This is a genomic window from Murdochiella vaginalis, from assembly GCF_902381775.1.
In the GTDB taxonomy this organism is placed as follows: Bacteria; Bacillota; Clostridia; order Tissierellales; family Peptoniphilaceae; genus Murdochiella; species Murdochiella vaginalis.
In genome coordinates this window covers 303,284-317,531 of the sequence record NZ_LR698969.1, presented here as the reverse complement: position 1 = coordinate 317,531, position 14,248 = coordinate 303,284, and the positions used below count along the sequence as shown (strand labels likewise).

The 14,248-nt window shown below is 53.4% G+C and carries 9 protein-coding genes; 2 read left to right on the top strand and 7 right to left on the bottom strand.

Annotation, left to right across the window (positions count from 1 at the left end; genetic code table 11):
* The first annotated feature begins 276 nt into the window (after positions 1 to 276).
* Positions 277 to 1,521, top strand: a complete 1,245-nt coding sequence (locus tag FXY30_RS01260; protein WP_071705012.1) for an FprA family A-type flavoprotein — start codon at positions 277 to 279, stop codon at positions 1,519 to 1,521.
* Between the two features lie 49 nt (positions 1,522 to 1,570).
* Positions 1,571 to 3,175, top strand: a complete 1,605-nt coding sequence (gpmI, locus tag FXY30_RS01255; protein ID WP_071705011.1) for a 2,3-bisphosphoglycerate-independent phosphoglycerate mutase — start codon at positions 1,571 to 1,573, stop codon at positions 3,173 to 3,175.
* A gap of 121 nt (positions 3,176 to 3,296) precedes the next feature.
* Here the strand turns inward: gpmI and FXY30_RS01250 are convergent, their stop codons facing one another.
* The 7 genes from FXY30_RS01250 to FXY30_RS01215 form a co-directional block, all read right to left on the bottom strand.
* Positions 3,297 to 4,223 carry a glycosyltransferase family 2 protein gene (locus FXY30_RS01250; RefSeq protein ID WP_071705010.1) on the bottom strand — a complete coding sequence of 309 codons (927 nt, stop codon included), beginning with the start codon at positions 4,221 to 4,223 and terminating at the stop codon, positions 3,297 to 3,299.
* A 100-nt stretch (positions 4,224 to 4,323) separates the two neighbouring features.
* Positions 4,324 to 5,982 carry a eukaryotic translation initiation factor 6 gene (locus FXY30_RS01245; RefSeq protein WP_071705009.1) on the bottom strand — a complete coding sequence of 553 codons (1,659 nt, stop codon included), beginning with the start codon at positions 5,980 to 5,982 and terminating at the stop codon, positions 4,324 to 4,326.
* Positions 5,979 to 6,794, bottom strand: a complete 816-nt coding sequence (locus FXY30_RS01240) for an ABC transporter ATP-binding protein (RefSeq protein ID WP_071705008.1) — start codon at positions 6,792 to 6,794, stop codon at positions 5,979 to 5,981. Before FXY30_RS01240 ends, FXY30_RS01245 begins: the two co-directional genes overlap by 4 nt.
* 736 nt (positions 6,795 to 7,530) lie before the next feature.
* The gene (locus FXY30_RS01230) at positions 7,531 to 8,016 is read right to left on the bottom strand and encodes a prepilin peptidase (protein ID WP_071705006.1); all 486 of its coding nucleotides are present in this window, start codon (positions 8,014 to 8,016) and stop codon (positions 7,531 to 7,533) included.
* A 165-nt stretch (positions 8,017 to 8,181) separates the two neighbouring features.
* Positions 8,182 to 9,195 carry a ribonuclease Z gene (locus FXY30_RS01225; protein WP_197675337.1) on the bottom strand — a complete coding sequence of 338 codons (1,014 nt, stop codon included), beginning with the start codon at positions 9,193 to 9,195 and terminating at the stop codon, positions 8,182 to 8,184.
* Positions 9,196 to 9,987: 792 nt separating this feature from the next.
* The gene (locus FXY30_RS01220) at positions 9,988 to 12,660 is read right to left on the bottom strand and encodes a sensor histidine kinase (RefSeq protein WP_071705005.1); all 2,673 of its coding nucleotides are present in this window, start codon (positions 12,658 to 12,660) and stop codon (positions 9,988 to 9,990) included.
* 16 nt (positions 12,661 to 12,676) lie between these two features.
* On the bottom strand, positions 12,677 to 13,483 hold the full coding sequence (locus FXY30_RS01215; RefSeq protein WP_071705004.1) for a response regulator transcription factor: 807 nt from the start codon (positions 13,481 to 13,483) through the stop codon (positions 12,677 to 12,679).
* Positions 13,484 to 14,248 lie beyond the last annotated feature (765 nt).

Here is a 14,248-nt window from a genome sequence, read left to right as displayed (position 1 = left end):
GTTCCTCGTCTCTACTCCAAAAGCCCGACGGTTTCCTTTCATCCGTATCGGTGTTCGGCATTCCGTACCGCCTTTCCGGCGGTTGTACCGTTACTTCTTTCTTCTATTATGGTATGGGCTCATCATATACCCCTTCAGGGAAAAGTGCTATGCCCATAGCGTGTAATTGTTACCCCTTTTTCGTCTCTTTTCCTTCCTCGGCTTATGCACTACAATAAAGAAGAAATAAAAACAAGCGAGCCTTGCGGCTCGTGAATAAACCATGTAGGAGGACTCATGATTACCTATTGTACACCCATTACAGATTGGCTGACCTATGTCGGTGTGAACGATCGTCTGAAGCCTTTATTTGAAAACCAATGGCCGCTGCCCAAGGGCGTGGCGTACAATGCCTATTTGGCGACGGATGAAAAAGTCGCGTTGCTTGACTCGGTGGATGCCCATCAGGCGGATGATTTCATGACCAAAGTGCGCACCGCCCTCGGCGATCGTACGCTGGATTACTTCGTCATCCATCACGTCGAGCCGGATCATTCTTCGACCGTTCCGCTGATTCGCCGCTATTACCCCGATGTGACGCTCGTAGGCAACAAAAAGACCTTTGCGATGCTCAACCAGTTCTATGGCATCGACGAAGAAAACACGCTGGTCGTCGGCGAAGGCGATTCGCTTTCCCTCGGCAAACACAAGCTGACATTCCATATGACCCCCATGACGCACTGGCCGGAATCCATGGTCAGCTATGAAGAAACCGACGGCATCCTCTTCTCGCAGGATATTTTCGGCGGTTTCGGTGCACTCGACGGCAAAATTTTCGACGACGAAATCGGTGACATCGAGACGGTCTATGCAGAAGCCTGCCGCTACTACACCAATATCGTCGGCAAGTATTCCCGCATGGCTGCAAAGGCCTTGAAAAAGCTGGAAGGCTTGACGATCAACATGATTTGTCCGGTGCACGGCCCCATTTGGCGCACGCATCCGGAACACATCTTGGCGCTTTACACCAACCTGGCGAACTGCCGTTCCCAAAATGGCGTCGTCATCGCCTTCGGTTCCATGTACGGCAACACCGAGCACATGGCCGATATGCTGGCGCGTTTCCTGTCGGAAGAGGGCGTGAAAAACATTCATCTCTATGACGTGGCGAAAACACATCCGTCGATTATCTCCACGGAAATCTGGAAATACCGCGGGTTCATCGCCTGCGCACCGACCTATAACAACGCGCTGTTCCTTCCCATGCGCACGCTTTTCGACATTTTGACCGAGAATAAAATGCAAAATAAAAGCATGGGCATTGTCGGCAACTATTCCTGGAGCGGCGGGGCCGTCAAGGAGATGCAGGCGTGGCTGGAAAAACAGCCGTTTGAAGCCATCGAGCCCGTCGTGGAGGCGAAGAGTGCCGCAACACAAGAGGATCTGGAACAGCTCCGCGCCCTCGCCAAAGCCATGGCCGAAAATCTCGACTCTCATGCGGAGACCGACAACGTGAATTACTATTCGCATATCGGGGAATAGACGCCGGCGCTGCGGCGCGGCGATACAGACAGAAAGGAATCCACAACGTATGGAATCACCCAAGAAAAAAGTGGTGCTCATCGTCATGGACGGTGTGGGCATCAGCCCTATTGATAAAGAAGAAGGCGATGCGGTAAAAGCCGCATACACGCCGACCTTGGATCGGCTTCGCGAAGAGTATCCCTGGATCATGCTCCGTGCGCATGGCGTAGCGGTCGGGCTTCCCACCGATGACGACATGGGCAATTCCGAGGTCGGACACAACGCCCTCGGCTGCGGCCAGATTTACGCACAGGGCGCCAAACTCGTAAACCAGTCCATTGCCGACGGTTCGCTGTTTGCTTCCGACACGTGGAAAGAGACGCTTGGCTATGCGCTTTCGCATGACGGCGCGCTGCATTTCATCGGTCTGCTTTCGGATGGCAACGTGCATTCTCATATCGATCACCTGATGGCGATGATTACCGCCGCAAAGGCTGCCGGCATCCGGCGTGTCTTTGTTCATGCCCTGTTGGACGGCCGTGATGTGCCGCCGACGTCCGGCGAAACCTATCTCACCCAACTGGAAAATTTCCTGGCTACGCTCAATGACGATACGTTCCATGGCGCCATTGCCAGCGGCGGCGGTCGCATGACAACGACCATGGATCGCTACAAAGCGGATTGGTCCATGGTTGCGCGCGGCTGGGATGCCCAGGTGCACGGAAAAACCGCGGACGGCCGACTGTTCCCTTCCGCCCTTGACGCCTACTGCACGCTGCGTGAAGAAACCGGCGAGGTGGATCAGAATCTTCCCGCCTTTGTGATTGGTGAAAACGGACAACCCGTCGGAGCCATGCAGGATGGCGACAGTGTAATCTTCTACAATTTCCGCGGCGATCGTGCCATAGAGATTTCGATGGCTTTTGAAGACGAGGACTTCACCGCCTTTGATCGCGGGGTGCGGCCGGAGGTCTACTATGCCGGCATGCTGGAATACGACGGCGATTTGCACATTCCGCATCATTATCTTGTGAATCCCCCAAAAATCACGAATACCCTGACGGAATTTCTCGTTTCCAAAGGCATCAACGAATTCGCCTGTGCGGAAACCCAGAAATTCGGTCACGTCACCTATTTCTGGAACGGCAACAATTCCGAAAAAGTTTCCGAAACGCTGGAAACCTGGGTGGAAGTGCCTTCCGATAATGTTCCCTTCGACCAGCGCCCCTGGATGAAATCCGCCGAAGTGACGGATCAACTCCTACAAGCCATTCAAAGCGAGCAATACGGTTTCTTGCGTGTCAATTACGCCAACGGCGACATGGTCGGCCATACCGGCGTCTTCCGTTCGGTCGAAATCGCCATTGAAAGCGTCGATCTCGCCCTTTCCCGCGTCGTGCCCGTCGCGCTTGCCCACGGCTACACCGTCCTCATCACCGCCGATCACGGCAACTCCGATGACATGCTCCAAAAAACCAAAGCCGGCACGGTGGAGCCCAAAACCTCGCATTCCCTCAACCCCGTTCCCTTCATCGCGGTCAGCCCCGATAAGGATGTCGTTCTCGATGAATCGCTGTCCAATCGCGCCGGCCTCGCCAATGTTGCCGCGACCGTCGTGGAGCTGATGGGCTATGAAAAGCCGGAGTGTTGGGAAAAGTCGGTGCTGAAATAGGGGTGAAGAAAAATACTCTATGTAATTCAAAAGGAAGCGACGGATACCCGTCGCTTCCTTTTTTGTAATAACAGCCGTTGCATCAGCGCTTTCCGGCCCCTCCAAAGAATGCCAAGGAGCCTTACTCTTCCGAACGATACTCCTCCGACACCAAATAACGCGGACGCCGCTTAACCTCTTCCGCAATCTGGGCAATGTAAAAGCCGATAATGCCGAGGCTGAACATGATGATGCTGCCGGTAAACATCAGAAGAATGATGACGGTGGTGAAGCCGCCCAGGGCGCGGCCGGAGAGCTTCTGTACGAGCGCGATAATCGAGAGGATGCCGGCAACGACAAAGAAAACAGCGCCCATGAAGGTAACGAGCTGCATGGGAAGAACGGAGAAAGACGCGATGTTTCGCATGGCGTAGCGAACAAGCGAAAACGTGGACCATTTGGATTTGCCATATTGGCGATCCTGCACGCGATAGCGCACGGTCGCGCGCGAATAGCCGGCCCAGAAGGACATCGCGCGAAAGAAGGTGTTGCGCTCCGGCATGCGGTTTAAGGCGTCAACCACCTTGCGATCCAGCAGCTTAAAGTCGGAGCTGTCCGCCATGTTCAGGCCCGAAAAACGGCTGATTAGGCGATAAAACAGCTTGGAAAAGCCGCGATGTGCGCGGGTCTCGTCCCCGCGATCTTCTTTAATGCCCTCCACCACTTCGTAGCCCTGTTTCCACAATGCCACCATGTCCAGAATTTTTTCCGGCGGATGCTGCAAATCGGCATCTATGACCACGACGCAATCGCCATTGGCCGCCTCGAGACCGGCAAAAATTGCCGCCTCTTTTCCGAAATTGCGACTAAAGTGAATCCCTTGCACGCGGTTTTCATTATTTACCGGGCGGAGTTGTTGGATAATCTCCCACGTTTTATCTCGGGAACCGTCGTCCACAAACACCAGCTCAAAGGGCATGTCCAGGGGAGAAAGCACCTGTTCCAGCGTCTTAAACGTGACCGCCAGACCGGCTTGTTCGTTATATGCAGGAATGATTACCGAAAGCATTTCTTCCTCCTTGTGCTTGCATGGCCATGACTTTGCAAAATCGACTTCTTCGATTCGTTATGTCTCGCTCCCTTGCGGGACTTGCTCTTTTTACCCTGTTCTATTTTCCCTCGCCGATGCGCAGGAGCCATTTGTCCGCATTGTTTTTCAGCAGAATTGTCAAAACCAAGCCCGAAAGCGCATAGAGTCCGGCAAAAAGGGCTCCCGCTGCTTGCAAATGCCCGGTGACCACCAGCGGAACCACCAGTATCATCATCGCGAAGGTTTTCATCTGCGAAATAAACACATTTTTATTCTGCTTAATCACGCCGAGTTCATCCATCCAATCGAGTTTCGGCGAATAAATGTCGATACTTAAATCCCACATAAGCATCCCATAACACGTGAAAAGGGATACGACCACCAGAGTGAGATGCACCAGCGGGACAAAGGGAAGCAGTACAAAACAGAGGATCCATAATAGCACCATCGGCACAAAGCCGAAGATGGCGCTTCCTAAAAACTTGCCCATGAAGACCGAAAACGCCGGCACCGGAACGGATTTCAGAAAATCCAGATGCCGTGCATCGCGCGAAATGGTTGTGGAGGTCAGCCCTCCCATGGAGCCGATGAGCGCAATGGCCAATCCCGCCAGCGTGCCGATGCCGAGCGCCGTCGACGGCGTATCCGTGATGCTGAGAAAGAATTCACGAAGCATGCCAAAGTCTGCGGCATCCCCTCCGCGGACGAGGGCGACCACGGCCCCGCCGACAGAGACGGCAATCATAACATAGGGCATCATGACGGCGTTCAGCACGAAAGCCGGTACGCGCACAATGCTCTTCATTTCCCGCGAAGCCAGACTCAGCAGAATGCCGCGCTGCTTTCCGGTGGACGAACGAAGCGCCTCGCTCGTGAGCGCTTTCCCATGCTCCCCGCCGCCCAAGGAAAGGAGGATCGGAAAATACAGTTTGGACGCCAACAAAAAGGTCACGACGATCCAAATGGCGCTCGTTAAAAACATCATGCCGTACGCGCCGGCCGCTGCTGCCGATGTACCGAAGGCCATTTCCTGCCCATAGCGGAAAACCGGGAAGAGAACGCCCAGCCACTGCGGCGTGGATATCGAGACGTCCTGCGCATAGGCCATTCTCGAGGAAAACTGCATGGAAAAGGACACCCCGATCGCACCGATAATGGTAATCAGGCCGGTAAAGAACGTAAGCCGTCTTTCATTGCGCAGAAACGGTGCCACCTGCAACAACACCAGCATCACGACGGTCACAAGACAAACCGGGACAACCGGCAATAGGAAAAAGAGCACGATCCACGCCAACAAACTCTGCAGCGAAAACGCCGAAACTATGCCGGCAAGAGCGGTCGGCAGAAAAATAAGCAGCTGCATCAGATAGGATTGCAGAAGAAGGCTGACCAGTTTTGCGCCCAAAATTTCCCGTGGAGACAGCGGCATAGCCAAATACACCTGCGCATCCGACGAGTAGAACAGCGTCGCCGCAGCGAAGGTAAATACGACCGTCGTCGTCATGGCCAAGCCCATCATGCAAGCGTAGGCAAAATACTGTTGCATCAACCCCAGCGAAGCAAAATTGTGCGCCATCGTCAGGCCGGAAAGAAAGAACATGCCACCGGCAAAAAGGAAAAGCGCGATCGTGACGAGCATGCCGTTGCTTTTCGCTTTTTTGCTGCGGTTTAGCGTCTGTCCGCTGCGGTTAAGCGACAGGATGGCGTTGACTTTCACAAGACTCCAAAAACGGCTCATACTTCCTGTCCTTCCTCTTCCTGTTCGTCCTGTGCGTCTTGCCCGGGCACATGATTCCCACCGTCTTGCGCATCTTTTTCCTCTTCCGCCAAGACGCGCGATTCCGTCACGCGCAGGAAGATCTGCTCCAGCGTCAGGTTCGGATACTGTTGTTGCAAGGCTTCCAGCGTTCCGGTGTATTTCATCTGCCCTTTATTGATGATGGCAATGCGGTCACAAAGCTTTTCCGCCACTTCGAGGACGTGCGTCGAAAACAACACAATGTTGCCCTTCGCTGCGTGCTCCTTCATGCGTTTTTTGAGCAGGAACGAAGCCTGCGGATCCAGACCCGTCATGGGCTCATCCATAATCCAAATATTCGGCTCATGCATTAGAGCGGCAATGATATGAATTTTCTGTTGCATACCATGGGAATACGAGGAAATGCGATCCCCGACCGCCTCACGCATTTCAAACGTATCCAACAGCTCCAGAAGGCGTGCTTCGCGTTCTTCTTTCGGTACGCGATAGATGTCGCAGATAAAATTAATGTATTCCGTCCCCTTTAGTGCCGTAAACAGGTCGGGATCATCGGAAACATAGGCAAACTGTTCTTTCGCCTTGATGGGATCGCGTCGCAGGTCAATGCCGTTAATGGTAATTTTCCCTTCATCCGGGCGAAGAATGCCGCAAAGCATTCGGATGGTAGTGGTTTTGCCGGCGCCGTTCGGGCCGATAAAACCGGTGATGGTTCCCGGTTCCAACGTCAAAGAAAGATGGTCCACGGCGACCTTGTCGCCGAATTTTTTCGTAATGCCTTGCAGTTCGATCATAATGCCTCCTCAAAATTGCGATTTACATACGCAACTATTGTGTCATGTTTTTTGTTCACACGCAACGAAAATCATAGCGCGGTGACTATGTTCTGTAACGATACAATTGATGTGTGTAGAGATACAATTGATGTGAGACCTAAAAGAAAAAAACATAGAGAGAAGTCTGTGAAAGGAAAGCGACACGGCAAGTTGGCCCCCTATGCGGCCATGGTGGGGAAAGCCCGTTTTCGCCAAACCACCACCATTAGCGAGAGCATGAACGATGGTGGGGAAAGCCCGTTTTCGACTTACTGCCACCATCATCGAGGGCATAAGCGATGGTGGTGGAAAAGCATTTTCGCTAAATCCCCACCATCACCGAGGGGATAAACGATGGTGGTGGAAACGCGTTTTCGCTAAATCCCCACCATCGCCGAGGGGATAAACGATGGTGGTGGAAAGGCGTTTTCGCTAAATCCCCACCATCGCCGAGGGGATAAACGATGGTGGTGGAAAGGCGTTTTCGCTAAACCACCACCACTTTCCGCGAAAGAAACGTTTATGTGCTTAAGCCTTACAATCTCTTGTAAAAACTTGTTGTAAGCGGCCCTTAGGTGGTTAACATCCGTCAAAAAAGCGCCATCGATTCCAGTCGCTTCTGTTGATTCCATCCATTTGCTCGGCGTCATTATAAATCTGTTTAGCCCCGCTTCTTTTCTAAGCGCGTCGAATCGCACACGGTTAAATTCCATTTCTATGGTATCTTCCATGCCAGATGGAGTAAGCAGTACAGAATCCCGGCTGCGGCAACCTGCGGCGCAAAGGCCAATGTACGAATCTTTTTCTCTTTTTGTCCCATGCGCTGAATAAGGCCACGCAATCCGGTGAAAAATAACGCGAGCCAAAGCAACGTGGCGCCTTCCATGAAACCGAGATAGAGAACCACGACCGCCATCAATTTGCAGTCCCCCATCCCCAGACTTTTCGGTTTCCACAGAGAAAAAAGTCCGGAAACAAGAAGTGCCCCGACCGCTTCCGCCAGGCGCTTGAAAAAGAGCGGCAGGAAGGCGTCCGGAGAAATGTTGTCCAGCGTATGCGACAGAACGGGCCAAGCCGCGATATAGAGCAGACATAACACCGCTAAAGCACGGTTGGGTATGCGCCGATACCGCTCATCCCATACACCAATAGCGATGAGGGCCGGCAACAGCCATCCCATGGAAATGAAAAAAACGTTCATGCTTTGTCCTCCATAGAAGGAGCATAGCATGGACGTTTTCTCTCGGTGTCTCAACTACAGGAACGTTTGTCACGTGGATGTGTCGTGGAGTATTGCTGCCGCAGGGACGATCGTCTCTTGGATGTTTCGGGGAGTATTGCTACCGCTTCAACATGTACCGAAAACTCAGTCTTCCTCGAAATCCAGCACACGCTTCCAGCCATCGGATGCGAAGCGCACGGATGAATTCTTTCTGGCCATCTCATCTGCATATTGCGCCGGATTGCGAAACGACGGGCTGTAATGCGTGAGCCACGTTTCCTTTGCGCCGGCACGCGCGGCGAGATCCGCGGCTTCCCAAGCAGTCATATGGCATTTTTCCTCCGCGCTTTTCGTCTTTTCCCGATCGCCGTAAATACCCTCCGTAATCAGGAGATCACAGTCCTTCGCTGCCCGCTCCAAGGTTGCGCACGGACGCGTATCCGTAGAATAGACAATGGATAATCCGCGGCGTTTCGGGCCGCTCACCTCTTCCGGGCGAACACGGCGAAGACCGACCATGACACTTTCGCCTGCCTGCAATTTCCGCCATTCCGTAATGGGAATCTGCAAGGCTTTGGCCTTCTCCGGCAAAAATTTCGGACGTCGGGGCAGATCCACGCGGTAGCCGTAGCACGTGATATTGTGCTTCACCGGAAACGGCGTCACCTGCAGCGCGCCGACGGAAAAGGGCATCTTGCCGACGCGATGAAAATGCACCTCAAAATTTACGCCCACCACCACGCAAAGGCTTGCCACCACTTCTTCCACAGCATCCGGGCCATAAATATGCACCGGCTCACGGCGCCCTTCGGTATTCATCGAAGACAGCAGCCCGCTGATGCCGGCAACATGATCGCCGTGAACGTGCGTAAACAAAATGGCATCGATGGAGTGCATGGACCAGCCATATTTGCGGATGGCCACCTGCGTGCCCTCTCCGCAATCGATCAACACGGAGTGCCCCTGATGACGTAGCAGAAGCGCCGTCAGATGGCGCCCCGGCAAAGGCATCATGCCACCCGTGCCCAATAAACAGACATCAATCATTTCTATCCCCTTATCTCGTCTTTCGGCAAGCTGCTTGTAAAAGTGAACCGCTTCGGAAAGGCCGTCTTGCAAAAGCCTCCAAACAGGGCATCTGCCCTCTCCTTGCACCATCGCTGTTTCCTTCGTTTTTCTGCCGAAAGTTATTTTTTCTTATGATACCATGTTTTCTCTTTATCGGAAGGTGCCGGCCTGTGGCCGGCGATTTAAAACGCCGCCGAAGGCGGCTTCCTTATGAAGCCGCGCCGCCAATAATGGTTTCGGCGGCGCTCCTTTTTTCTTTGCGGGTCATAGAAATCGTGTTGATCTGCAATTATAGCAAAACCACGCTACCGTCGTGCAGGCAAGTGTAGAGTGGTTTTGTGTTTTTGACGATTGCACTCTACAAGATCGCGAGCGAGTGTAGAGTGAATTCGCCTTTTTGACGATTCCACTCTACAAGATCGCGAGGGGATGTAGAGTGGTTTTGCCTTTTTTGCCAATCCACTCTACAGAATGACGAATGAGCGTAGAGCGGGTGTAGAGTGGTTTCGCCTTTTTCAGCAATTCACTCTACAGGGTCACGTATGAATGTAGAGTGGTTTTGCATTTTTGGCTATTCAACTCTACAGGATCACAAACGGACGTAGAGTGGATTCTCCTTTTTGATAATTTCACTCTACAAGATAATGCGCCCTTGGCCGGTTCCCAATCAAAAAGGAAGCGACGACTCGTCGCTTCCTTCCGCTTCTCTTTTTTTAATGCTCTAGGAGGATTTCGCACTCCGCAGCCTTGCAACCGGCACATCACCCCCGCCCCGGCATCCTTACGCGCGCCGCATCTTCGACGAGCCGGAAAGGTAGCCTCCCTATCAACCCCACCGAGGAGAAGCCGGCGGCGCAAGGAAGGATGCCGGGGCGGCTTTATTTAGTGCAGTGGAAACTCCACCGAGGCCTTAAAGAGATCGCCATCAATGTCGAGGGCAAGGTGGCCGTTCATGCGCTTGGTCAGCTGCTCGGCGATGGAAAGGCCAAGGCCGCTGCCTTCGGTGGTGCGGGACTTATCCGAACGATTAAAACGCTCCAAGAGTTCTTCCGGGGACATGTTGAGGGCATAGCGCGAGGTGTTCTTGATCGTAAAGAGCGCGTGATGGTCCTGCGCTTCCAACTGAATGTAGACGCGCGTGCCGTCCTGGCTGTATTTCTGGGCATTGCTGAAGAGATTTTCCAGCACACGCGAGAGCTTGTGCCCGTCCGCCTCAATAAACAGCGGATCTTCCGGCAGGTCCACAACCGGCGTGAGTGCATTCTTTTTCCAGCCGGAATCTGCTTCGGCAAGACTCTGCCGGATCACTTCGGCATAGTCGATGATTTCCATATTCAGCTGAACCGCGCCGCTCGTCGCCTTCGACACGTCGATAAGATCGTTCATCAGCGTCTTGAGGCGCTGGGCCTTCTTTGCCAGCACGTCCAGATATTGCGTGCGCTCGTCGTCCGTCGCATCCGGGCTGCGCAAAAGATCTACATAATTAATGATGGAGGTCAGCGGTGTTCGCAGATCATGCGACACGTTCGTGATGAGCTCCGTCTGCATCCGCTCATTTTTCAAGCTTTTTTCCACCGCATTCTGCAGGCTCTGATCAAAACGGTTGATTTGGTTCGCCATCGCGCGATGAGCGCCGTGAAACGACTCTTCGTCTAGGCGCTCATGCCAGTCACCGTCGGCAATGTGCTGCATCGATTGCAGAATGCGAGCATCGTTGCGATCCTGCTGCAAGGCAAAGGCTATGGGCAGCGTAAATCCCGTAAGCAAAAGCAGCATCCAGAAGAAATCCGAATAGAACACCGCCACAAGCACGAGCAGCAATCCCAAGAGGAGGTAAAACAACAGCACTTTCACCAGGATGCGATGCTTCGCGGCGGAGCCATCCTGATACGAGCGATACACTCTGTGAACCGCGCGACCGACGCCACCAAGAATGCTGCCGCGGAAAAAGCGTCCCTGACGGGCTTTGCGGAACAACATGGATAGAAGCGTCCAACCGACCAGATCAAACACGATCAAGCCCGGAATGAGGACAATCCAGAAGGGATTGTGCCAGGGATCGCGCAACAGCGCCATCGCTTGTCCTTCCACGGTGTAAAGAACTTCAATGGCCACTCCCACCGTGATCCATAGAAAAGCGATACAGGCCACCAGCAACACTTCAATCGGAATGGCACCCTCGATTTTGCGCACCATCGGCAAATGGACGTTGGTCGTGCGGACCAGTGTCACACAAAGTGTGGCAAGCCAGAGAATTCCGGAGACGACCGCCGCCACCACAGCGATTTTTGACACCTTTTGCGCGGTCGGGAACGTCTCCATATAGAGCTGTATCCCGTCCGCCTCCTGCAAGGTCGTGTCGATGCGAAACGTCACTTTCATGCCCGGCGCATTGAAGAGATGGGCCTGTGCGAGCAACATCGGAATCGGTGGAGCACCGTTCGACAGTTTCTCTTTCCAAAGCCCTGTCCCGATCGTGCAGTAGCCACCTTCCACCGTGATGGGTGCACTCCACGCGGGCGTTTTGTCCTTCACCCGATTCGCATTGGTGAATTTTTTAGCGCCGTTCAAGATGGATATCGTATATTCCACGTTGCTCGGCTTTTCCATATCGGGAAGGCGCATTTTCGTTTTCAAAAAGTCAAGCGTATTTTGCAACTGTGTTAGGGATTCTCGATACGTTTCGAGATTGCCTTGTGACGCCGCCAACAGCGAGTCTGCCGACAACGGTTTCGCCACCTCAATCGCCTGCTGGATGATATCGGGCGTCCATCCGTCATCCGAATAGGACCGTTCCTCATTCCCGCTCATTCTCTCTTCCCCATAGGGATCGTCCGTTTTATTCTTCTTCGGCCGAAAATCGGTGTGATGCCCGAAGCGCAACTCCACCTCGGTGGCTTCTTTCTTTAAACCGACTTGCATCCAATGCTGTAGATCCGCTTTGGTATAAAAGATCCCGGAAGCCATTGCGAATCCGGTCTCTTCGTTTTTCGATTCTTGCAAATAGGTCTGCGCCGCTTTCAATTTTTCCTGTGCGGTGGGCTTCGCGGAAATCGCCGCCATGTAATCGATTTGTTGTATGGATGACCAGGATCCGAATGTATGCGGAATGGGGGTGTCGCCCGCTAAACTGTCAAATTCGGACCAGCTCTGGGATGTCAGTGTTCGATCCACGGCGCTTTTTGCTTCGTCAAAGACGGCAAGGGAAAAACCTCCTGTCGTGCTTCCATCGCTTGACCAATGAATCAGGTTGCCATCCTGCAACAAGGCCAGCGCATACAGAGAAAGGCCGAGCACGACCGCAGCCAGCACATTCAGCACCAAGTACGGCCAAACCCGGCGCCGCCGAAACGTCGGCAACTCATCCGAAGGCGTTTTTTGTTCATCCTGTTTCAACGTTTCCCCCGTTTTTTCAAACGATGTGTCAAATCCCGTCTCTGTGCGCGCATCCTGTGTTTCTTGCATCGGTTTCTCATGTGTCGGTGTTTCTTTCGCACGTAAGTCGGCCAGAACTTCTTTCATTCGCTGCATTACGTTTTGAATACGATCCTTCATGTTGCCCTCCTTTCTGCTATTGCTTCGCTTCTGTATCGCAAGGTTTCTTTGCTTTCGAATCCTCTGCGGAATCGGGCTGCGCAGCGCTTTGCGCCGCCTGCTGCGGATCCCCCTGCGGTTCTATGCGATAGCCTCTTCCCCAGATCACTTTCAAATACCGGGGTTCCCGGGGATTAATTTCAATCTTTTCCCGAATATGGCGGATGTGAACTGCCACCGTCGCAACCGACCCCACGGAATCCTCCTGCCATACGGCTTCATATATTTCCTCGCTGGAATACAGCCGTCCCGGATGTTCCATCAGCAGCCAAAGAATCGAAAATTCCAGCGGCGTAAGCGATCGCGGCATGCCGTCCACCTCCACGCTTTGCTTGCGACGGTTGAGAATCAGCGTCCCTTGCCGAAGCACGACACCTTCCAAATCTTCCCGGGGATCGTAGGAACGATATTGCACATAACGGCGCAGCTGGCTCTTAACACGCGCCACCAGCTCCTTGGCATTAAACGGTTTCGTGATGTAGTCGTCTGCCCCGCCCAGCAAACCGTCAATCTTATCGTTGCTTTCGCCTTTTGCCGACACCAGAATAACCGGCAGCGACCGCGTTTCCCGAATGCGCGTCAAGGCTTCCATCCCGTCCATCAGCGGCATCATGATATCCAGCAAAACCAGATGAATGGGCTCTTTCTCCAGCACGTCCAGCGCCTGTTTCCCGTTGTAGGCATGGTGCACCGTATAGCCGGCACGCTCCAAATAAATCTGAATCGCCTGCACAATTTCGAAATCATCGTCGCAGACGAGAATGTGAAGTCGTTGTTCGCTCATCGTCCCCTCCTTTTGCTCTACCTTATTCTATCGTGTCGGAAGGAGCATTTTGCCCGGATTTCTTAAAAAATCATTAAGATGCCCAGAACAAGCCGCTTCGTCCGCTCGCCGCTCGCTTCGCCCAATCCAAGCCGCCCCGTCCGCTCGCCGCTCGCTTCTCCTCGGCACCGCTTCTGTGGAAAATTTTACTTCCGGCTCGTCGAAGAGGCGGCTCGCGAACGGGACGGCTTGGCGGGGAGGGCGGGCGATGGTTTTGACCGGCCTTCGGCCGTATAAAAGGCGCTGTAACTGATGGAAAAGGCGCCGCTTTTGTGCTGTTGCGGCGCCGAAAGGTGCCGGCCTTCGGCCGGCGGTTTAAAACGCCGCCGAAGGCGGCTTCCTTATGAAGACGCGCCGCCAATAATGGTTTCGGCGGCGCTCCATTTTTTCGCGGGTCATAAAAATCGTGTTTATTTACAATTAAGGCAAAACCGCTCTACCGTCGTGCAGGCAAGTGTAGAGTGGTTTTGTGTTTTTGACGATTCCACTCTACAAGATCGCGAGCGTCTGTAGAGTGTTTTCTCTTTTTTTGCCAATCCACTCTACAAAATGACGAGTGGGCGTAGAGCGGGTGTAGAGTGGTTTCGCCTTTTTCAGCAATCCACTCTACAGGGTTGCGAACGGGCGTAGAGTGGTTTTGCTTTTTTCAGCAATCCACTCTACAAGATAATGCGCCTGCCTGCGGCAGGCAGTTTAAAAACGCCGCCGAAGGCGGCTTCCTTATGA

Excerpts from the sequence above, each read along its gene's own strand:
- FXY30_RS01260 (WP_071705012.1), top strand. The coding sequence starts at position 277 with ATGATTACCTATTGTACACCCATTACAGATTGGCTGACCTATGTCGGT.
- FXY30_RS01240 (WP_071705008.1), bottom strand. The coding sequence starts at position 6,794 with ATGATCGAACTGCAAGGCATTACGAAAAAATTCGGCGACAAGGTCGCC.
- FXY30_RS01225 (WP_197675337.1), bottom strand. The coding sequence starts at position 9,195 with ATGGTGCAAGGAGAGGGCAGATGCCCTGTTTGGAGGCTTTTGCAAGAC.
- FXY30_RS01230 (WP_071705006.1), bottom strand. The coding sequence starts at position 8,016 with ATGAACGTTTTTTTCATTTCCATGGGATGGCTGTTGCCGGCCCTCATC.
- FXY30_RS01245 (WP_071705009.1), bottom strand. The coding sequence starts at position 5,982 with ATGAGCCGTTTTTGGAGTCTTGTGAAAGTCAACGCCATCCTGTCGCTT.
- FXY30_RS01220 (WP_071705005.1), bottom strand. The coding sequence starts at position 12,660 with ATGAAGGATCGTATTCAAAACGTAATGCAGCGAATGAAAGAAGTTCTG.
- gpmI (WP_071705011.1), top strand. The coding sequence starts at position 1,571 with ATGGAATCACCCAAGAAAAAAGTGGTGCTCATCGTCATGGACGGTGTG.
- FXY30_RS01215 (WP_071705004.1), bottom strand. The coding sequence starts at position 13,483 with ATGAGCGAACAACGACTTCACATTCTCGTCTGCGACGATGATTTCGAA.
- FXY30_RS01250 (WP_071705010.1), bottom strand. The coding sequence starts at position 4,223 with ATGCTTTCGGTAATCATTCCTGCATATAACGAACAAGCCGGTCTGGCG.